We start from the raw sequence: 19,377 nt of genomic DNA, 5'->3' as shown, positions 1-19,377 counted from the left end.
GTGACGGCACCGGCGGCGCACCCGCACCCCACGAGCCCATGAGCCCGTACCAGGGAAAACACCGGAAGGACCCCCTGTGACCACCCACGTGGACAGTCAAGCCACACCGGCACCGGCGGAGGAGTTCCTCAACAGGCCCGCCACCCTCAGCCAGCGCATCCACTCGGTGCTGCACCGCCAGCCGGCCCTCAGCCCGGCCATCGTCCTGGTGCTCGCCGCCGTCGTGTTCTCCCTGGTGAACGAACGTTTCTACGCGTTGCAGAACCTCTCGCTCGTCGCCCAGCAGACGGCCGTCATCGGTTCGCTCGCCGTCGGGCAGACGGTCATCATCCTCACCGCCGGCATCGACCTGTCGATCGGCGCGGTGATGGTGCTCTCCTCGCTGCTCATGTCGAAGCTGGTCGCGGACAACCACTGGCCCGGCGTGTTCGCCCTGCTGGCCGGGGCGGTCGTCGCGATAGCCGCGCAGGCCGTCAACGGCCTGCTGGTGACCAGGATCAAGCTGCCGCCGTTCATCGTGACCCTCGGCACCCTCAGCGTCTTCACCGCCATCACCCTCATCTACGCCAAGGGCCAGACCGTCGCCCTGCAGCCGGGCAACATCCTGCTGTGGAGCGGCCAGACCGTCTCCCTCGGCCAGCTGAACCTGACCTACGGCGTCCTCCTCATGATCGCCCTGTACGCGGTGGTCGGCTACGCCCTGCGCTACACCGCCTGGGGACGTCATCTCTACGCGGTCGGCGACGACATCGAGGCCGCCCGGCTGGCGGGAATCTCCGTCAACCGCGTGCTGCTCAGCGCCTACATGGTGGGCGGTTTCGCCATCGCCGTGGGCGCCTGGATCCTGGTCGGCCGGGTCGGCGGCGGCGACCCGAACAGCGGCCTCAACGCCAACCTGCAGTCCATCACCGCGGTCGTCATCGGCGGCACCAGCCTGTTCGGCGGACGCGGCGTGGTCTTCGGCTCGCTGATCGGCGCGCTGATCGTCCAGGTCTTCGTCAACGGCCTCGCGCTGGCCGGCATCGACCCCAACTACCAAGTCCTCGCAGTCGGCATCCTGGTGATCGCGGCTGTCTCCGTCGACCAGTGGATCCGGAGTGTGAAGTCGTGACGACCGCCACCGCCCCCGTTCTCGAAGCCAAGGGCCTGGTCAAGCTCTTCGGCAGGGTCGTCGGCCTGAACAGCGTCGACCTCACCCTCCACCCCGGCGAGGTCCTCGCCGTCATCGGCGACAACGGCGCCGGCAAGTCCACCCTGATCAAGTGCCTCTCGGGAGCCCTCGTCCCAGACCAGGGCAGCATTCTGATCGACGGCAAGGAGGTGCGCTTCAAGCGCCCCCAGGACGCCCGCGACGCCGGCATCGAAACCGTCTACCAGACCCTCGCCGTCGCCCCCGCCCTGGACATCGCCAGCAACCTCTTCCTCGCCCGCGAGATCCGCCGCAAGGGCATCCTCGGCTCGGTGTTCCGCATGCTCGACACCGGTGAGATGCGGAAGCAGGCCGCCGACCACATCAAGCGACTCGGTATCGGCACGCTGCAGAACATCAACCAGGCCGTGGAGACCCTCTCCGGCGGCCAGCGCCAGTCCGTGGCCGTCGCCCGCACCGCGGCCTTCGGCGGCCGGGTGGTGATCCTCGACGAACCCACCGCCGCCCTCGGCGTCCGCGAGACCGGCCAGGTCCTCAAACTCGTGCGCGACCTGCGCGAACAGGGCCTCGGCGTCATCCTCATCAGCCACAACATGCCCAACGTCTTCGAGGTCGCCGACCGCATCCACATCCAGCGCCTCGGCGCCTGCGCCGGCGTCATCACCCCGCAGTCGCACTCCATGGAGGACGCGGTGGCCATCATGACGGGCGCGAAGAAGCTCGCCCCCGAAGCGAGCTGAAAGGAACGGCAGGGCAGTGACCGCCGAGTACCGGATCGCCGAGGACCGCCTCGGCGGCGAGCCCACCCTTGTCGTCTCCGCACCGGACGGCTCGGCACGCGCCGTCCTCTCCCTGCGCGGGGCGACCCTGCTGAGCTGGCAGGTCAGAAACGAAGCGACCGGCCGGCTCACAGAGCTGACGGACGGCTACCGTGACGAGAAGGAACTCCTGTCCCAGGACGGCGTGCGCGCCGGCCTGCTGGCCCCCTTCCTCAACCGCGTGGCCGACGGCCGCTACCGCTACGCCGACCAGGACCACGACCTGCTCCCCGGCGACCACGAGGACAGGCTTGTCTACCACGGCTTCGCCCGCGAGGCCCCCTTCGAACTCGCCCACGCCACCACGACAGCCGACTCCGCCCGACTGCTGCTGCACACCACGAGCATCCGACCGGGCCGCTACCCCGGCTACCCCTTCGCCCTCGACCTCACCGTCGAATACGTCCTCAGCGGAAGCGAGTTGGGCATCGAGATCCGCGCGACGAACGTGGGCGACACCACCGCCCCCTACGCGGCGGGCTGGCACCCTTACTTCACGCTGTCCCGCCCCATCGACGCGCTGACCCTGCAGATCCCCGCGCGCACTCTGATCCGCACCGACGCAGCCCTCATCCCACTTCCCGGCGAGAACGCCCTGCTCTCCCTGGACGACTGCCCGGACATGGACTTCCGGACCCCGAAACAGCTCGGTGACGCGGTCATCGACGCCTGCTACGCGGACCTGACCCACGGCGCCGCCGGCCAGATCGACACGGTGCTCACCGACCCGGCGACCGGTGAGGCACTACGGGTGTGGCAGCACAGCGGCTACCTGCACGTCTTCACCGGCGACACGCTGGCCCGCGACCGCCGCACCTCCATCGCCCTCGAACCCGTCGAGACGATGACCAACGCCTTCAACCGCCCGGAACACGCCGCCGCCCTCGCCCTCGAACCCGGCCGAACCCGCGCATTCGCCTTCGGCGTCGAGTACATGGTCTCGTAAGCCCGCGGTGCCGACGCGGCGTGCTGCGCTCTCCCCGGCGGTGGAGTCACCGCGACAGCTCCACCGGTTACGTGGTGCTGGCACCGCTCGTGGTTCTCCTTCGGGCCAGGATCATGGGCTGTCGGTGGTGTGCCGGTGCACGGTGGGTGCCACTTGAGCCTGCTGGTCGTCACCGATGCTCTGCTGGACGCGGTCCGCGAGGTGAGTCGGACAGGGCTGGGGTGGTGGCCGGTTGTGAGACAGGTCCGGTCCGCTGTGTACCGGACCGGACCTGTCTGGTGGGTGTGGGTTGCCCCGCCGGGACGGGTGGGTGCTACGGCAGGGTGATGAGGGGGATGTCGATGTAGGACTCGTTGTCCTTGGGGGAGGTGATCTCGAGGGCGGACGGGATGGTGTTGTCATCCGCGAAGAACGGGTCGTAGCTGTCGATGATGAGCTGCAGCTGGCGGCCCTTGGCAAGGACGTAGTGGGCGGGCTGGAAGCGGAAGGTCACTGTGGCGGCCTGCTGGTCGGTGAGGGTGTAGGGGGCGTGGGTGATGATGGCGGCCCGGCCGGTGGCGGGGTCGCAGTCCAGCAGGTAGGCGATGAAGGTGGCGTTCTTCGTCTGCGGCTTCACGGTGACCTTGGCCTCCAGGTCGCCCTGGACGCGCATGGGCTGCTCCAGGGGCGCGGTCGTCCAGACCGCGGCGACATCGCGCTTGATGTCGGCGGTCTTGTAGACGTGGGGCAGTCCGACCCGCTCCATCATTCCGGTCTGGACGAGCTTGGGGGCGACGACGACCCCTGTGTCCGGGCCGGCGGCCTGCACGGAGCGGGTCCAGCCCGCCTGCGGCTGGCCCTGCGCCATGGGTGCGTCCTGCTGCCCTGCAGGAACGGCGCCGAGATGGAAGCGCTGCATCGGCAGGGCGTACCCCGCCCAGTCGGGGTGGGTGAGGTCGGACAGGAGGTTGTGCATGTACTCCGAGCGGATGCCGTACTGCGGCTTCGCGCCGTCGCCGGCGCTGCCGCCGAGGTGATGGTCCATCCAGCGGTAGGTCATCTCGGTGGGCTTGGAGATGGCGCCGAACAGGCCGGGCAGTTCTCCATTGCCGTGGTCGCCGATCTGCACCAACAGCGATTTGGGGCCCTGCAGCTTGGTGAAGAGGTCGACGACGGCGGGCACGGAGAAGATCGTCTCGTGCCAGTAGGTGGTCATCAGGACCGGCAGCTTGCGGTCGTTGTAGGTCTTCAGGTGCTGCATCGGCGAGCGGAGGCGGGCGAACTCCTTGACCTCGTCGTCGATGACGTTGTCGCGGATCTTCTTGATGATGTTCTGGAATTCCGCCGAGCAGCGCTCCTCGTGGAACAGGGCTACGAGCGCCTCGAACGCCTTGATGTGCCGGGTGCCGTTCTCGAAGAGCGAGGTGAACAGATCGCCCCAGGCGCTGGCACCGGCGACGGCCTTGACACGGGGGTCCTCCGCGGCCAGCAGCAGGCTGGTCCCGGCGCCGTAGGAGGCGCCGAAACATCCGATCCGGTCCTCGTCGACGCCTTCCAGCGCGCTGAGCCAGTTGAGGATCTCGACGCCGTCGGCGACGTCCTGGGGCCCGGCGACATGAATCTCGCCGTCGGAGCGAGCCAGGCCGCGCTGGCTGTAGGTGAGGACGGCGTAGCCGCCGAGCGTCCAGCGGGGGATCATGCCGAAGTAGGCAAGTCGGCCGAGGTCGTTCAGCGGGGCGGGCATGACGATGGCGGGGCAGGTCTGCCCCGGAGCGAGGCTGCGCGGCATGCTCAGCCCGGCGTCGATCCGGGTCCCGTCCGACATGAGGATCGGGAACTCCCGGTACTCTGCGGCCTCCACCTGCACCTCGAAGGTGTCGGCAAGACCCCACTGGTCGAGCATGCCGATCCGGCGCGGCGACGGGTCGAGCAGCGCCATACGGATCGCCTCCAGCATGGCGACGTCGTCGGGGCTGAGAGCGAACGGGTTCTCCGGGAATCCGTTGACCGGCATGGATGTTCCGCCTTTCGCGGCAGTGTCTCTGACGGACTGTCATAGACATGGTCGTGCCGGTGTGATCATTTCCGGCGAGCGAACCGCGCCCGCCACTCGAACGAGTGACCGGCGACTGTTAATACCCCGGAGGGAACGACGGCTGACGCTTATTTGGCGCTTGTTCTGATGAGGCGTCAGGGGGAGGGCGGCGGAGGGGCGGAGTTGCCACGGCCGGCCTCGGCTGGGGCCACTGCTGCTTCGCCGAGCCGACGCATCTGCCGGTGGCCAGGAAGAAGCTCGTCTTCGCGCCGGGCGGACAGCCGGTGCGCCGTGTCCGCCAGTCGACCACGCAGCCCGGCGGTGTCGTCGACGCCGTCGTGGGGACCACCCCGTATCGCGTGGCGAGTTCGTCCGGGTTCTCCTACCGGCGGCTCGCCGCGTCTGGTCTGGAGGCGCTGACCGGCTGTGGCGTCTTCTACGGCTCAGCCAGGGAGCGCCGGTCCATGGACAAGCCGTCCTCTCCCGCCCCTGCGCGGGCGCTCCTACGGTCGAGGCTGCGGGCGCTCACCGGCCCGCCGCACCGAAGGAGCAAGACCTCCATGAAGATCACCGGCAACACGATCCTGATCACCGGCGGAACCTCGGGCATCGGCCTCGGCCTGGCCCTGCGTCTGCACGAGGCCGGCAACAAGGTGATCGTCGCCGGACGGCGCAAGGAACTCCTCGACGAGATCACGACCGCGCACCCGGGCATCGACGCGCTCGTCCTCGATGTCGCGGACCCCGACTCGATCGCCCGGGCCCGTGGGACCGTGGCGGCGAGCCACCCGGGGCTGAACGTCCTGGTCAACAACGCCGGCATCATGCTGCGGGAGAACCTCCTCGACCCGGCCGAACTCCCGATCGCCGAGGATCACGTCGCGACCAATCTGCTCGGCACGATCCGGATGACGTACGCCTTCCTGCCGCTGCTGGTGGGCAAGGACGACGCGGTCGTCATGAACGTCACCTCCGCGCTGGCGTTCGTCCCGTATCAGAGCACCCCGACCTACAGCGCGACCAAGGCCGCGCTGCACTCCTTCTCCGAGAGCCTGCGCATCCAGCTCGCCGGTGCTGACGCCGGCGTCCAGGTGATCGAGGTGGTCCCGCCGGGCGTGCGCACGACCCTGCTGGGCCAGCAGGACAGCGACCAATCCATGCCGTTGGCCGACTTCCTCACCGAGACCCTCGACCTGCTGCGCGAGAAGCCCGATGCGAAAGAGCTTGTCGTCGAGCGCGCCAGGTTCATCCGTGACGCGCAGGCCAACGGCTCGTACGACGACGTTCTCGCCGTGATCAGCGGCAGCTGACCGACCTGTCAGGCCGACGCGGAACAACGAAGAGCACGCGGGCAGGTCCTGGGGGGCCACATCAGGGACGCACGCCAGCTGGACCCGCCTCGGGTGGTCCTCACCGAAGACGCGGAACGGTAGGGAAGCGTCGTCGGCTTCGCCCCGGTCGTCCCACGGGAGGCGACCGGCTCCGTCCTGAGCGCCGCCGACGGGCACGCGAGCGCCCGTCACACGACGAACATCGTCGTGTCGGCCAGGCCGGGTGGCGAGGCCCGGGGGCCGTCCGAGGCGTCCGGCGTCCTCGACGGGGGACCGTCGCGGCGGGCCGTCTTCCCTGTGGTCGGCCTGCGGCTTCCCTGTCGTCGGCCTGCGGCGCCGCCGACGGTCGGCGCATTTCCCAGCGGGTCATGCGGGTCAGGTGACCATCGGGACGTCTCGATGCGAGCGCCCTCCGCGTCGGCCGTACGAGCGGCTTCGCGCGGGGGGGTGCTCAGCCATGGATCGGCGGTCTCTGGATAGCCGGGTGGGATGCGGCGAGGATGGCGGCATGGACAAGAAGGAACTGGCGGAATTCCTGCGTCACCGGCGTGAGACGCTGCGGCCCCGCGACGTCGGGCTGGTCGAGGGGCCGCGCAGGCGTACGCAGGGGCTGCGCCGCGAGGAGGTCGCGCAGCTCGCCGGCATGTCCACCGACTACTACGCCCGGCTGGAACAGCGGCGTGCTCCGCAGCCCTCCGTCCAGATCACCGCGGCTCTCGCCCGGGCGCTGCGGCTGTCCCTGGACGAACGCGACCATCTCTTCGTGCTCATCGGCCACAACGCCCCGGCCCGATTCCACCGCTCCGAACACGTCAGCCCGACCTTGATGCGGGTCCTGGACCGTCTGGACGACTCCCCGGCCATGGTGCAGACCGACCTGTTCGACACCCTCGCCATGAACCCCGTGGCCGTCGCGCTGCTCGGCGACCAGACCCGCCACACCGGTCTGGCCCGCAGCGGCTACTACCGCTGGTTCATGGACCCGGCCGAGCGTCTGATGGTTCCCGAGGAGACCCACGAACGCCACGGCCGCGCCCAGGCGGCACGCCTGCGGGCCGCGCTGACAGCCGGCAGCGACACCCCCCGAGCCACCCGGATCCTCGCCGAACTCCAGGAACACAGCCTCGAGTTCGTCCGCATGTGGGAACTTCAGGAGGTCGCGCAACGCTACGACGACTGCAAGACCATCCTCCACCCCGAACTCGGCCGCATCGACGTCGACGCCCAGCTCCTGTACACGGAGAACCGCGCCCAGACCCTGGTGGTGCTGACCACTCGCCCCGGCACGGAGAGCCACAGCAAACTCGAACTGCTCTCCGTCGTAGGGCACCAGCGGCTCACGCCCTGACGTCCTGGGCCGCGGCACGGGCCAGGCTCGGCGCGGGAGGGCCGGACAAGGGCACCCTGGAAGGGTGCAGCCCGCACGGCTTTCGCCCTGCGCTCCACGGCCACATTTGTCGGCCTGCTGCGCCGTCCGGGCTCGGCGCTCAGGCCGCCGGTTTGACCGGATGCTGCCTCCGCTTTACTCTCGCAGGTGTGCGGAGGCAGCATCCGTTTTGATGCGGCCGCAGGATCACGGCAGGCAGGAGGGCGCATGAGCGCCGGTGAACAGCGGGGACGCAAGCCCCGCGCGGACGTCCAGCGCAACCGCGCGGCCCTCCTGGAGACCGCGCAGCGTCACTTCCTGCAGCACGGGGTCGGCACCTCCCTTGAGGCGGTGGCCAAGGAGGCGGGCGTCGGGCCCGGCACCCTGTACCGGCACTTCCCCACCCGGGAGGCGCTGCTGGCAGCTGTGCTGCAGACGCGCTCCGAGGAGTTGGTGGCCCGCCAGGAGGACATCGACCAGCTCGGCGACCCGGCCGAGGCGCTGGAGCAGTGGCTGCGGGCGATGGAGGAGTACTTCAGCGCCTTCAGCGGGCTACCGGATCCGCTCATGGCCGCGGCCCGGGCGCAGGAGCCGGACAACCCGCTCACGATTCCCTGCGACATCCTCATCTCCGCCACCGATCAGTACGTGCGAGCCGCGCAGCTCGCGGGACGCGTGCGCGCGTCGGTGCGGGGGCACGACCTGTTCCTCGCCGCCTGTTCCGTTGCCTGGATCAAGGGCACCGGAACCGAGGAGGAGTCGCTCGACCGGCTCCGCACGCTCATCGCGAGCGGCTACCGCCGGCGGGACACCCAGGCGTAAACCGCCAGGCGCCCCGCCACGATCCCGCAACGCCAGCGGCACCACCACACGGCCATCACATCGCGCTGCCCTCAGGGGCGGCACAACCTCTCAAGGAACACATCATGAAAATTACCGTCATAGGCACCGGCGCCATCGGCGGGAACCTCGCTGCCAGGCTCAGCACGGCCGGTCACGACGTCCAGGTGGCCGACGCCCGCGGCCCCGAGGCCGTCCGGGCGGAGGTGCTGGAGTCCGGGGCCCGCGCGGTGGACCTCGCCGACGCCGTACTGGGCCGGGACGCCATCGTCCTGGCCATCCCCTTCGGGGTGGCGGGGAAGCTGGCCGGCCTGTTCGCCTCGGTCCCCGCCGAGACGGTGGTGATCGACACCTCGAACTACTATCCGCACCTCAACGGGCAGATCGAAGCCGTGGACAACGGCGAGATCGAGAGCGTGTGGAACGCCGAGCAGCTGGGGCGCCCCGTGGTCAAGGCGTGGAATGCCGCCCTGGCAGAGACCCAGCGGACCAAGGGTGTTCCGGCCGGAACGCCCGGCCGTCTCGCCATCCCTGTCGCCGGCGACACCGAGGAGGCGCGGCGCGTGGCGATGCAGCTCGTGGACGACACCGGCTTCGACCCCTACGACGCCGGCACGCTGGCCGACTCCTGGCGCCAGCAGCCGAACAGCCCCGCCTACTGCACCGAGCTGACCCTCGACGAGCTGCCGGCGGCCCTGGCCGCGGCCGACCGCGTCAAGGACGCCCGCATCCGCGACAGCGTGCCGGAACGCCTCGCCAACCTCCCGGCCACGGCCACCCTGGAGGACGTCGTCGAGATGAACCGCGCCGCCCACCGCTGAGTCACCCGACGCGACTCTCGTGCACGCAGCGGCACGAGGGCGGCGGCAATGCGTCCGCTACCTCGGCGCCATGATCGGCCTCCCGCCTGACGAGCGTGGCCGGGGGCTCTCGCGGCCCGTCCGGCGGCCACGGCGACTGGGAGCGTCCAGTGGCCGGCTGTCGCGCATGGCGATCGATAACCGGGCAACACGCCAGGAGTGACACGCGTTGGAATCATCCTCCTGACTCTGGTGGCCGCTCTCGGGGCTTTGGCCGCGGCGCTCGGGATCTCGCCCTACTGGTGGTTCGCGGCCGCCCCGCTCATCTTCACGGGGGTGCTGGGCGCCTGGGACCTGGTGCAGCGGCGGCACTCGGTGCTGCGCAACTATCCCGTCCTCGGCCGTGCCCGCTACCTCCTGGAGCGCGTACGGCCGGAGCTGCAGCAGTACTTCATCGAGCGGAACTATGACGGGCGCCCCTTCGACCGGGACGTGCGCAGCATCGTCTACGAGCGCGCCAAGGGCACCGACGCGGAGGAGCCCTACGGCACCGAGCGGGACGTGTACCAGCCCGGTCACGAGTTCCTGGTCCCGTCGATGGCGCCGTGCCCGGTGCCGAAGGACCCGCCGCGCGTGAGGATCGGCGGACCGGACTGCAGCCGTCCGTACGACATGGCACTGCTGAACGTCTCGGCGATGAGCTTCGGCTCGCTCTCCGCCAACGCGGTCCTCGCGCTCAACGCGGGTGCCGCGGCCGGGGGTTTCGCCCAGGACACCGGTGAGGGCGGGCTGTCCGAGTATCACCTCCGTCCGGGAGGCGACCTCGTGTGGGAGATCGGCACAGGGTACTTCGGCTGCCGTACCGAGGAAGGCGATTTCGACGCGGCCGAGTTCGCCGACAAGGCCGCACACGATCACGTCCGGTGTGTGTCCCTGAAACTGTCGCAGGGCGCGAAGCCCGGCATCGGCGGTGTTCTGCCGGGAGCCAAGGTGAACGCCGAGATCGCCCGGGTCCGCGACGTGCCCGAGGGGCGGACGGTCGTCTCCCCGCCGTACCACCGGGTGTTCTCCACCCCGCGCGAACTCGTGCGCTTCGTTGCTCGCATGCGCGAGTTGTCCGGTGGCAAGCCTGCCGGGTTCAAGCTGTGTGTGGGCTCCCGCCGGCAGTTCCTGGCCGTGTGCAAGGCCATGCTGGAGGAGGGCACTGCGCCTGATTTCATCGTGGTGGACGGCGCCGAGGGCGGGACCGGTGCGGCGCCGCTGGAGTTCGCGGACCATGTGGGCACCCCGCTCACCGAGGGCTTGCACACCGTTCACAACGCCCTCGTGGGCGTGGGTCTGCGCGATCGGATCAAGATCGGGGCGAGCGGCAAGATCGCCACCGGCACTGACCTGGTCAAACGAATGGTGCAGGGCGCCGACTACGGCAACGCTGCGCGGGCGATGATGTTCGCCGTCGGGTGCATCCAAGCGCAGAGGTGCCATACCAACACCTGCCCCACGGGTGTCACGACCCAGGACCCACGGCGTGCCCGCGCCCTCGACGTAGGCGACAAGACGACGCGCGTCCAGCGTTTCCAGCAAGCGACCGTGGCCAGCGCGTTGCAGATCATGGCGTCCATGGGTGTCACCGATCCCGCGGAACTGCGTCCGCACATGCTCCGCCGGCGCGTCGACCCCTGCACCGAGCGCTCCTTCGAGGAGCTGTACGAGTGGCTTGCGCCAGGGCAGCTGCTCGCCGAGCCGCCCGCCTCCTGGGTGGCCGACTGGCAGGCCGCCGACCCCGACCGTTTCACCGTGTGACCTGGAGGACTACGTGACCCGTACTGTTGCCCGCGTCATCGTCGACGCGTTGAGTGAGCTCGGCGTGCGCCAGGTGTTCGGCGTCGTGGGAGACGCGCTCAATCCCCTGACCGACGCCATCCGCACCACCGACGGCCTGGAATGGGTGGGCTGCCGGCACGAGGAGGCGGCGGCTTTCGCCGCGAGCGCCCAGTCGCAGCTCACCGGCACCCTCGGCGTGTGCATGGGCACCGTCGGACCCGGTTCCGTCCACCTCCTCAACGGGCTGTACGACGCGGCCAAGAGCCACGCTCCGGTCCTGGCCATCGCCGGCCAGGTGCCGCTCGCCGAACTCGGCAGTGACTACTTCCAGGAGGTCGACAACGACGCCCTCTTCAGGGATGTGGCCGTGTTCCGAGCGACCATCACCTCTCCCGACCAGCTTCCGCAGATGCTGGAGACGGCGGTGCGTCACGCACTGGGACGCAGGGGCGTCGCCGTTCTCACGGTGCCGGGTGACCTGGGCGAGCGGGAACTGACCGCCGACCGGCCGGCCCGGTTCTCCCTGAACGCCCCGGTGAGCCGGCCGGACGGGCCGGCCGTCCACCGCGCCGCGGAACTCCTCGACCGCTCCGAACGGGTCACCCTGCTCGTCGGTGAGGGCGCCCGCGCCGCACGCGAGGACGTCCTCACCCTCGCCGACCGCCTGGCCGCACCGATGGTGCTCACCCTGAAGGCCAAGGCGGGCTTCGAAGGCGACGACAACCCCTTCCAGGTCGGCCAGACGGGGCTGATCGGCAACCCCGCCGCCGCAGCGGCCCTCCAGGACGCGGACACCCTGCTGCTGCTCGGCACGGACTTCCCCTACCGGGACTGGTATCCCGAGGGCCGGACCGTGATCCAGGTGGACACCGAGGCCACCCATATCGGACGCCGGGTACCGGTCGACGTCGGACTCGTGGGAGACACCGGCGCCACCGTACGCGACCTCCTGGACGACCTCGCCGCCGCGCCCGCCGGGTTGGAAGGCGCACGTGACCGTTCGCACCTGGAGAAGGCGCGTGAACGCTTCGACCAGTGGCGCACCGGGCAGGCCCGGCTCGCCGATCCGTCGCACGACAAGGGCGTGGTGGGCCGTATCCGCTCCGCGCTGGACAACCGCGCCCATGACATCCGCCCCGAGGCGCTGGCCGCGGCCGTCGACCGGATCGCGGCCGATGACGCCGTCTTCACCTCTGACACGGGCATGGCCACCGTGTGGCTCTCGCGCTTCGTCGAGATGCGTGGCGAGCGGCGCCTCATCGGCTCCTACAACCTCGGCTCGATGGCCAACGCCATGCCCCAGGCCCTGGGCGCCCAGTGCCTGGACCGCGAGCGCCAGGTCGTGGCCTTCTGCGGGGACGGCGGACTGAGCATGCTCCTCGGCGACCTCATGACCCTGAAGACGTACCGCCTTCCCGTCAAGCTCGTCGTCTTCGACAACCGCCGGCTGGGCATGGTGAAACTCGAACAGGAGCAGTCCGGCCTGCCCGAGTTCGGCACCGTACTCGACAACCCCGACTTCGCCGCCGTAGCCGAAGCCATGGGCATCACCGGCATCCGTGTGACCGACCCGGCCGACGTGGAGGGCGCCGTGCGACGCGCCTTGGGCAGTCCGGGACCGGTCCTGCTGGACGTCCTCACCAACCCCGACGAGATCGCCGTCCCGGCCAAGCCGACCGTCGAGCAGGGCTGGGGTTTCGCGGTCGCCAAGGTGAAGGAAGTCGTACGCAGCCATGGAGAGTCCGGCGGGAACTGACAACAGTTCGAGGAATGCCGCTCGGCGGACGGGGTAGACGCGAGCCTGCCGGACGATGGACCGGCGAGGACGAGGCTGATCGACTGGGAGGGCGCCATGATGCCGACGACGACCATGCTGACCGCCGAGCAGACGGTGGATGTGCCGGAGATCACGGATCCTTCGAAGGTCGCGCCGAAGGACGCGCGGGAGCTGTCGAAGCCGTTCTTCGACCGGCTGGCCGTCCTGGAGGAGGGAACGCCCGAGTACCAGTACACGCGCAACACGCTGATCGAGATGAACATGTCCCTGGTCCGCTACGCGGCCGGCCGGTTCCGCAGCCGCGGGCCGGAGGAGATGGAGGACATCGTCCAGGTCGGCATGATCGGACTCATCAAGGCGATCGACCGCTTCGAGCTGACCCGCGAGGTCGAGTTCACCTCCTTCGCCGTGCCGTACATCGTCGGCGAGATCAAGCGGTTCTTCCGCGATACCTCCTGGGCCGTCCATGTCCCGCGCCGGCTCCAGGAAGCCCGCGTCCAACTCGCCCGCGCCAACGAGGAACTGCGCAGCCGACTGGGCCGGACACCGACCACCGCAGAGCTTTCCGAGCTGATGAGCCTTCCGGAGGACGAGGTCGTCGAGGCCCAACTGGCCTCCAACGGCTACAAGTCCGCCTCCCTGGACGCGGCGATCAACGGCAGCGAGGAGGGCGAGGCCGCGCTGGCGGACTTCATCGGCGACGAGGACGCCGCCCTCGGCCTGATCGAGGACTTCCACGCCCTCGCCCCGATGATCGCCGAACTCGACGAACGCGACCGCAAGATCATCCACTGGCGGTTCGTGGAGGAACTCACCCAGGCCCAGATCGGTGAACGTCTCGGTGTCTCCCAGATGCACGTCTCCCGGCTGATCTCCCGTCTCCTGGCCCGCCTGCGTGAAGGCATGCTCAGCACCGGCTGACGCGCGAAGACGTGCTCAGCACCGTCTGACGGTCGGACGCCCGGCAGCCACCCGGCTGCCGGGCGTCCCGCGGAACGGGGGAGACGTCGGGTGCAGTGCCTCACCGGCCGGTGCGCGCTGGTCCGGTGCAGGGCGCGCAACGCCCGGCGGAAGACCCTCAGATCGCTGGACCCCGACCACGGGCCTTCGCCCCTCCGACGATGATCAACGTCCATGCCGCCGACGACTGTCCGGCCATCTGCCGCAAGGTGCCACGCAGCAGAGCGCGGGACGCGACCGGAGCGGCCTGCGGCATGCGGTGCGGGCCTGGTGGCACCTGGGCGACGGCCATGGACGGGAAATGGTCGGCATGGTGGCGGTGAAAAGGCCGATGAGTAGTTGAGGCGAGACTCAGTGCCTGCGTGTTCGGCCCTCGCCGATCCGTCGAAAGGGGCCTTCCCGGAGTCATTGCCGGGCAGGCCCCTTTCGAATTCTCGGTGGAGAATGCGGGTTTAGCGCTTGAACGCGTCCTTCGCCTTTTCCTTGGCCTCACGGGCATCACCCGTGCTCTTCTCAGCCTGCCCCTCAGCAGCCATACGGTCGTTTCCGATGGCGCTTCCCACGGCTTTCTTGGCCTTGCCCTCGGCCTGCTCGCTCTTTGCCTTGGCCTTCTCGCCGGCAGTCATGGAGGAGTACCTCCTGATAACTCGTGTGCCGCTGTCGCGGTAACCCGCTGGTGCCCCGGCGTTCATTTCACAAACAAGCGTAGTCGGTGAATGGCGACGGAATTGCAGGGCAGACGTACGTGCAGGAGGTTGATAAACATGGTTCCCCTGCTGCTTGTTCTGCTTCTTGCCCTGCTCCTCTTCGGTGCCGGCTTCGCCGTCAAGATCCTCTGGTGGGTCGCCGTCGTCGTCCTGGTGCTGTGGCTTCTCGGCTTCGTCATGCGCTCCACCACCGCGGGTGGCGGCCGAGGTCGTTGGTACCGATGGTGATCTGACCCGCAGCGCGCCTTCATCACGGGGCCCGGCCGACATGACGGCCGGGCCCCGTGCGCATGCCGGACGTGAGGCGACCTGGTACGTAAGGGGTCATACAGCACATAGGCGTGCAATATGGCAGCGGGGTAGGCGTGTTGCAGCCGGGGACGGGACACGCACGCGCGAGGGAACCAGCGCGACCTCCTGCCGTGTCCCGCCCCTGGCCCTACCGGCGGCCGTGCGTCCAGCCGGGCTGCGGCGGCGTGCGGAGATCCCGTGGCGCGACTCCCGGACGCAGTGGCCGGCGCGCGGCTACCGAGGTGGCCGGGGGAAAGCGACCACGGCCGAGCTGATCCGTCGCAGCCCCGACCACGCCCGTACGGACCTCCCGTTGCCTTTCAGCGTCGGCTCCCGTTCGAAGCCTGACCCTGGGGAGACGTAACAGTGCTTCGATACCTGGATGCGGAGAGCGGCTCAGAGCCGGGGCACCTTCGCTTCACGCGTGCGGCGCTGGCCGGCTCGGGCGGATCCTGCGGTTCGCCATCGTGCCAGGGTGCCGGTCGGCTCACAGGAAGCGCCGGATCGGGGTGACGGCGACCTCCTTGGCCCGTTGCAGCACTGCCCGTCGTCTCCATCGAGTGAGCTCGATGCCCACGCTGTGGCGCAGGTCCGCCTCGTAGTCGCGGTCCAGGGAGGCAGTGAACTCCTCGTCCAGGACGGCGAGCATCACTTCTTCGTCGTGGTCCATGGACCGGCGGTTGAAATTGGTGGATCCGATGAGAGAGGCGACCGAGTCCACAGTGATGATCTTGGCGTGAAACATGGTCGGCTGGTACTGGCGGATGTGCACGCCGGCCTGCAGCAGACGCGTGTAGTGGTGTTGACCGGCGAGCTGGCAGGCGCGCTGGTCGGTGTGGGGGCCGGGCAGCAGGATCTCGACACGCACGCCGCGACGTGCGGTCTGGCACAGCAGGTCGATGAAGTAGGCGTCAGGGGCGAAGTAGGCGGTGGCCAGCCGGAAGCGTTCCTCGGCGGAGGTGAGCATGACCCGGATGAGGGTTTGCATGTCCTGCCAGCCGATGCTTGCGGAGCCGCGCACGACCTGTACCACCGACGAGCCGGCCTGCGGGTGTTCCGCGAAACGGTCGCGGTCATCGAAGAGTTCGTCATGACACTCGGCCCAGTTCTGCGCGAACGCGGCGGCGATGCCGTCCACGGCCGGGCCGCGCACCTGGACGTGGGTGTCGCGCCACTCGGCAGGGTTGCGGGCATCGCCGCTCCATTCCTCCGCGATGCCGACGCCGCCGGTGAAGGCGGTGTGTTCGTCGACGATGAGGGCCTTGCGGTGGCAACGGTGGTTCTGTTTGAACGGTGACAGCCACACGGGTTTGCGGAACCAGGCCACCTGCACGCCCGCGGCGCTCATGAGATCCAGCAGCCGCCCCTCGATCTCCTTGGCGCCGAAGCCGTCGAGCAGCAGTCGCACGCGCACCCCCGCGCGGGCGCGTTCGGCCAAAGTGACGGCGAAGTCGTGGGCGATCTGACCCCGCCAATACACGAACGTCATCATGTCGACGGTGTGCCGGGCCGAACGGATCGCCCCGAGCATCGCGGGGAAGATCTCATCACCGTTGCGCAGGGGCACCAGGTCATTGCCTTCGGTGGCGGCCACGCCGATCAGTCGCTCCAGGCGACGGCGTAGGCGCTGCTTGCGCGCTGCCGGGTCAGGCGCGGTGTCGCGCGCAGGGGGTGCCGGTATGCCGTCGACTATCACGCCGAATCTCCCACTCTGGACCATGAAGACAGAACGCCACGGGCGCTGGGCGGCCTGAACAACCACATTCCCGGCAGGCACCGCGGCACTCCAGCAGTCTGCCTGGTCCGAGCCCACCGACACCGCGACGCCAGCCGCACAGTCTTTGCCGACGACGTCACTCGGGCGACCACCGTCGTGCCGTGCCGACGCTCGTTCGACGCTGCTTCCGGCGGAGCGTCAGGTGGGTGGCCCGCTGGTCTGCCTGGTCATGGCCCGCTCCGACCCACTCGTCCGCGACCGCTCTGTCCCGCGTGGGGACAGCCGATCCGCTCCTCACCGGGACGGCCTCCGCCTGCCACCGGACGCGGGCGAGATCCACCGGCCGCCGCCAGGAGGCGGCCCGTCGCCGTCAGCTGATGAGGGGTGGCGACCGGCACGGCACGTACTGGCCGGCGTGGCGGCCCAGGAGGCCAGGGGCTGTGCCCACGGATGCGCGCATCCTCGTTCTGCCGAGCGCCGACCTGCCGAGGGCGAGGGCTCACGCCGTCCTCGGCGCCCCTGCGCCCTGCTGTCGCCGAGTGGAGGGGCGGCCAGGCCGGTGCGAGAAGCGGACGGCGAGCAGGGCCCGGTCGTCGGGAAACGCCGCCTCGGGCTGGTGGTGCAGGAAGCGGTCGCACAGTTCGGTGATGTCCAGGCCGCTGGTGGTGCGGGCCAACTCGGTCAGCCGTTGCATTCCTACGGCGAGGTCTTCGCGGCGGCGCTCGATCAGCCCGTCGGTGTACAGCAGCAGCGTGTCGTCCTCGGTCACGGTGGTGTCGGCCTGCCGGTAGCGGATGCCCCGGACTGGGCCGAGGGGCGGGGAGGTGGCCTGGTTGAGGTAGGTGCTGGAGCCGTCGGCGTGGAGAAGCAGGGGCGGCGGGTGGCCGGCGGTGGCGTAGGTCAGGGTGCGGGTTCGGCGCTCGAAGACCAGGTAGCAGGCGGTGGCCATGTGCTCCGGGTGGTAGCGGCCGAGGAAGGTGTTGACTTCGTCGAGGACGGCGGCGGGGTCGGTGCCGCAGCGCGGCACGATGTTGCGCAGGGCGGCGGTGATCTGTGCCATGACGGTCGCTTCGTGCAGTCCGTGGCCGGCTACGTCGCCGATGCTCAGGCCGATGTGATCGGCGTCCACGTCGTAGACGTCGTACCAGTCGCCGCCGACCGACAGCAGGTCACTGCCCGGGGCGTAGCAGGTGGCCGTCTCCAGGCCGGGAAGCTGCGGCAGCCGGGGCAGCAGATTGAGCTGCAGGCGTTCGGCGACCCGGTGCTCGTGTTCGTGCAGGCCCGCTCGGCGCAGGGCCTGGGCGATCTGTTGGGCCACAGCCGTCACATGCTCGGGAGCGGTGGAGCCGTCTGAACCGTAGACGATCAGCATGCCCAGGTGGACGCCGTCCGCCTCCAGCGACAGGGCGAAGGGCACCGCGTCCGCGGCTTCACCAGCGAGCGGGCGGTCCGAGGAAGACGGCCGGTCCAGGTCGGTCCAGCCGCCCGCGCCGACCGGAAGGCCGTTGTCCTCCGGCTGCAAGGGCGGTACCAGCCGTGCCGAGTGCAGATAGAGCTCCGCCGCGGTGGCCCCCAGGGCGGCCGGCGCCGCCTCGCTGACGGCCCGGGAAACCTCCGCGAGGGTGATCGCGGCGGCCAGGGCGGCGGTCAGGTCGTACAGGTACTGCAACTGGGCCCGGGCGGCCTGTTCGGCGGCCAGCAGCCGCGCCCGGTCCACTTCGGTGGCTCGGCGGAAGGCCACCTCCCGGTTCAGCGCCTCCACCTGCTGGCTGAGCATGACGAACCGGTCGGACGTCCCGGCCTCGACGAGGTGCAGCTGCACGGCCGGCTGCGGGCCGTCCCACCAAGTGGCCCGTGCCCCGTGACAGCGGAAGCGCCGCGTGCGGCCGTCGGCGTCCTTGAGGACCAGCGCGCCGGGCACGGGACTGCCGCTGCGCAGCCACCCAGCCAGCTGCTGACGCAGCAGCGGGGTGTCGTCGGGCCGTAGATCGAAGACGCTGGCGCCCGGGCGCAGCCGGTCGTCACAGCGGCCGGCAGCAGGGTTGGCGGCCAGCACGCGGCCGTCGGCCCCGCACAGCAGCACCGGATGGGGCAGCGGTCTGGTGATGGCCCTGAAGAGGCCAAGGGTCATGGAGCCACAGCCCGGTCGCCGAAGTACTCACGGCCGCTCACCGTCTCGACGTCCACGTCGGGGACCAGGTGCACCGACACACGGCAGCCGGCGTCGCCGCGGGCGATGGTCTCCCCCAGCTCCACCCTCGCATAGCCCAGATTGCGGGCGGCCACGGTGCCGAAGACGTTGGACGTCATCATGCACATCGACTCGCGGCCCACCACCTTCTCCGCGAACGGGCACACCCGGTTGCCCAGCACGATCTTCGTCTCGTCGTGCTCGATGACGTAGAAGTCACCGTTGATGCGACGCTTGAGGTCCACCAGCGCCTCGGCGACCTGCTCACCCGTGAGCCGGTCCGTTCCCAGGGCCTTGAGGTACATCTCGTCGATCTGCGTGCCGACGGCCTGCCCCACGAGGCTGACGTAGCCGGCCGCCTCCTCCAGGCCGATCACCGACTCCAGCGACGTCGCCAGCTCACGCACCAAAGTCCGCAGGAACACGTCACGGTCCAGGGGAATCTCCACATCCGAAACCTGTTGCATGCCGGCTCCCTCGCCCTCGGGCCCCGGCGGCAGCGCGACCGGCGTGGCTCATGTCGTGTGACGGGATGATTCTGCCAGCGCCCTCCAGCCCCCCACCACCAGTCCCGTCGACAGTGGCGATCAACCCTTCACAGGATCAGCCCGTCGCTCGGCGGACACAGATGGTTCACCAGGCGAG

At 69.7% G+C, this 19,377-nt stretch carries 16 protein-coding genes; 11 read left to right on the top strand and 5 right to left on the bottom strand.

Features of this window, described 5'->3' with window-relative positions:
- Window positions 1-76: 76 nt before the first annotated feature.
- The 3 genes from AB0N16_RS02990 to AB0N16_RS02980 are packed head-to-tail and all read left to right on the top strand — an operon-like array spanning window position 77 to window position 2,914.
- A complete protein-coding gene (locus AB0N16_RS02990; protein WP_365792382.1) occupies window positions 77-1,111 on the top strand; it encodes an ABC transporter permease in 1,035 nt (344 codons plus the stop codon).
- Entirely contained in the window at window positions 1,108-1,890 is a 783-nt protein-coding gene (locus tag AB0N16_RS02985) for an ATP-binding cassette domain-containing protein (protein WP_365792380.1), read from the top strand. Before AB0N16_RS02990 ends, AB0N16_RS02985 begins: the two co-directional genes overlap by 4 nt.
- A 16-nt stretch (window positions 1,891-1,906) precedes the next feature.
- Window positions 1,907-2,914 carry an aldose 1-epimerase gene (locus AB0N16_RS02980; RefSeq protein ID WP_365792378.1) on the top strand — a complete coding sequence of 336 codons (1,008 nt, stop codon included), beginning with the start codon at window positions 1,907-1,909 and terminating at the stop codon, window positions 2,912-2,914.
- Between the two features lie 313 nt (window positions 2,915-3,227).
- Here AB0N16_RS02980 and AB0N16_RS02975 read toward each other — a convergent pair whose 3' ends face one another.
- The gene (locus AB0N16_RS02975) at window positions 3,228-4,907 is read right to left on the bottom strand and encodes a CocE/NonD family hydrolase (RefSeq protein ID WP_365792376.1); all 1,680 of its coding nucleotides are present in this window, start codon (window positions 4,905-4,907) and stop codon (window positions 3,228-3,230) included.
- A 263-nt stretch (window positions 4,908-5,170) separates the two neighbouring features.
- Here AB0N16_RS02975 and AB0N16_RS02970 point away from each other — a divergent pair, with 263 nt between their 5' ends.
- The 7 genes from AB0N16_RS02970 (at window position 5,171) to AB0N16_RS02940 (ending at window position 13,787) form a co-directional block, all read left to right on the top strand.
- A complete protein-coding gene (locus AB0N16_RS02970; RefSeq protein WP_365792374.1) occupies window positions 5,171-6,238 on the top strand; it encodes an SDR family oxidoreductase in 1,068 nt (355 codons plus the stop codon).
- Window positions 6,239-6,767: 529 nt separating this feature from the next.
- Window positions 6,768-7,607, top strand: a complete 840-nt coding sequence (locus AB0N16_RS02965) for a helix-turn-helix transcriptional regulator (protein ID WP_365792372.1) — start codon at window positions 6,768-6,770, stop codon at window positions 7,605-7,607.
- 246 nt (window positions 7,608-7,853) lie between these two features.
- Window positions 7,854-8,447, top strand: coding sequence for a helix-turn-helix domain-containing protein (locus tag AB0N16_RS02960; RefSeq protein ID WP_365792370.1), 594 nt, complete (start codon window positions 7,854-7,856; stop codon window positions 8,445-8,447).
- A 104-nt stretch (window positions 8,448-8,551) separates the two neighbouring features.
- Window positions 8,552-9,286, top strand: a complete 735-nt coding sequence (locus AB0N16_RS02955) for an NAD(P)-binding domain-containing protein (RefSeq protein WP_365792368.1) — start codon at window positions 8,552-8,554, stop codon at window positions 9,284-9,286.
- A gap of 198 nt (window positions 9,287-9,484) precedes the next feature.
- A complete protein-coding gene (locus AB0N16_RS02950; RefSeq protein ID WP_365792366.1) occupies window positions 9,485-11,068 on the top strand; it encodes an FMN-binding glutamate synthase family protein in 1,584 nt (527 codons plus the stop codon).
- Window positions 11,069-11,081: 13 nt separating this feature from the next.
- Window positions 11,082-12,845, top strand: a complete 1,764-nt coding sequence (locus tag AB0N16_RS02945; protein WP_365792364.1) for a thiamine pyrophosphate-dependent enzyme — start codon at window positions 11,082-11,084, stop codon at window positions 12,843-12,845.
- Window positions 12,846-12,941: 96 nt separating this feature from the next.
- Window positions 12,942-13,787 (top strand): RNA polymerase sigma factor SigF, encoded by an 846-nt coding sequence (locus AB0N16_RS02940; RefSeq protein WP_365792362.1) that lies wholly within the window; start codon window positions 12,942-12,944, stop codon window positions 13,785-13,787.
- 491 nt (window positions 13,788-14,278) lie between these two features.
- Here AB0N16_RS02940 and AB0N16_RS02935 read toward each other — a convergent pair whose 3' ends face one another.
- A complete protein-coding gene (locus tag AB0N16_RS02935) occupies window positions 14,279-14,452 on the bottom strand; it encodes a CsbD family protein (RefSeq protein ID WP_365792360.1) in 174 nt (57 codons plus the stop codon).
- Between the two features lie 138 nt (window positions 14,453-14,590).
- Here AB0N16_RS02935 and AB0N16_RS02930 point away from each other — a divergent pair, with 138 nt between their 5' ends.
- Window positions 14,591-14,761 (top strand): hydrophobic protein, encoded by a 171-nt coding sequence (locus tag AB0N16_RS02930; RefSeq protein ID WP_324942219.1) that lies wholly within the window; start codon window positions 14,591-14,593, stop codon window positions 14,759-14,761.
- A 550-nt stretch (window positions 14,762-15,311) separates the two neighbouring features.
- Here the strand turns inward: AB0N16_RS02930 and AB0N16_RS02925 are convergent.
- The 3 genes from AB0N16_RS02925 to AB0N16_RS02915 all read right to left on the bottom strand — a co-directional run bounded on the left by AB0N16_RS02925 (window position 15,312) and on the right by AB0N16_RS02915 (window position 19,199).
- Window positions 15,312-16,520 (bottom strand): phospholipase D-like domain-containing protein, encoded by a 1,209-nt coding sequence (locus tag AB0N16_RS02925; protein WP_365792778.1) that lies wholly within the window; start codon window positions 16,518-16,520, stop codon window positions 15,312-15,314.
- Between the two features lie 520 nt (window positions 16,521-17,040).
- On the bottom strand, window positions 17,041-18,672 hold the full coding sequence (locus AB0N16_RS02920) for a SpoIIE family protein phosphatase (RefSeq protein WP_365792358.1): 1,632 nt from the start codon (window positions 18,670-18,672) through the stop codon (window positions 17,041-17,043).
- A complete protein-coding gene (locus tag AB0N16_RS02915; RefSeq protein WP_365792356.1) occupies window positions 18,669-19,199 on the bottom strand; it encodes a methanogen output domain 1-containing protein in 531 nt (176 codons plus the stop codon). The genes AB0N16_RS02920 and AB0N16_RS02915 overlap by 4 nt, the downstream gene beginning before the upstream one ends.
- Between the last annotated feature and the right edge of the window lie 178 nt (window positions 19,200-19,377).

This window comes from Streptomyces sp. NPDC051105 (genome assembly GCF_040682795.1).
Taxonomy (GTDB): Bacteria; Actinomycetota; Actinomycetes; order Streptomycetales; family Streptomycetaceae; genus Streptomyces.
This window is presented reverse-complemented; position numbering and strand designations above follow the sequence as displayed.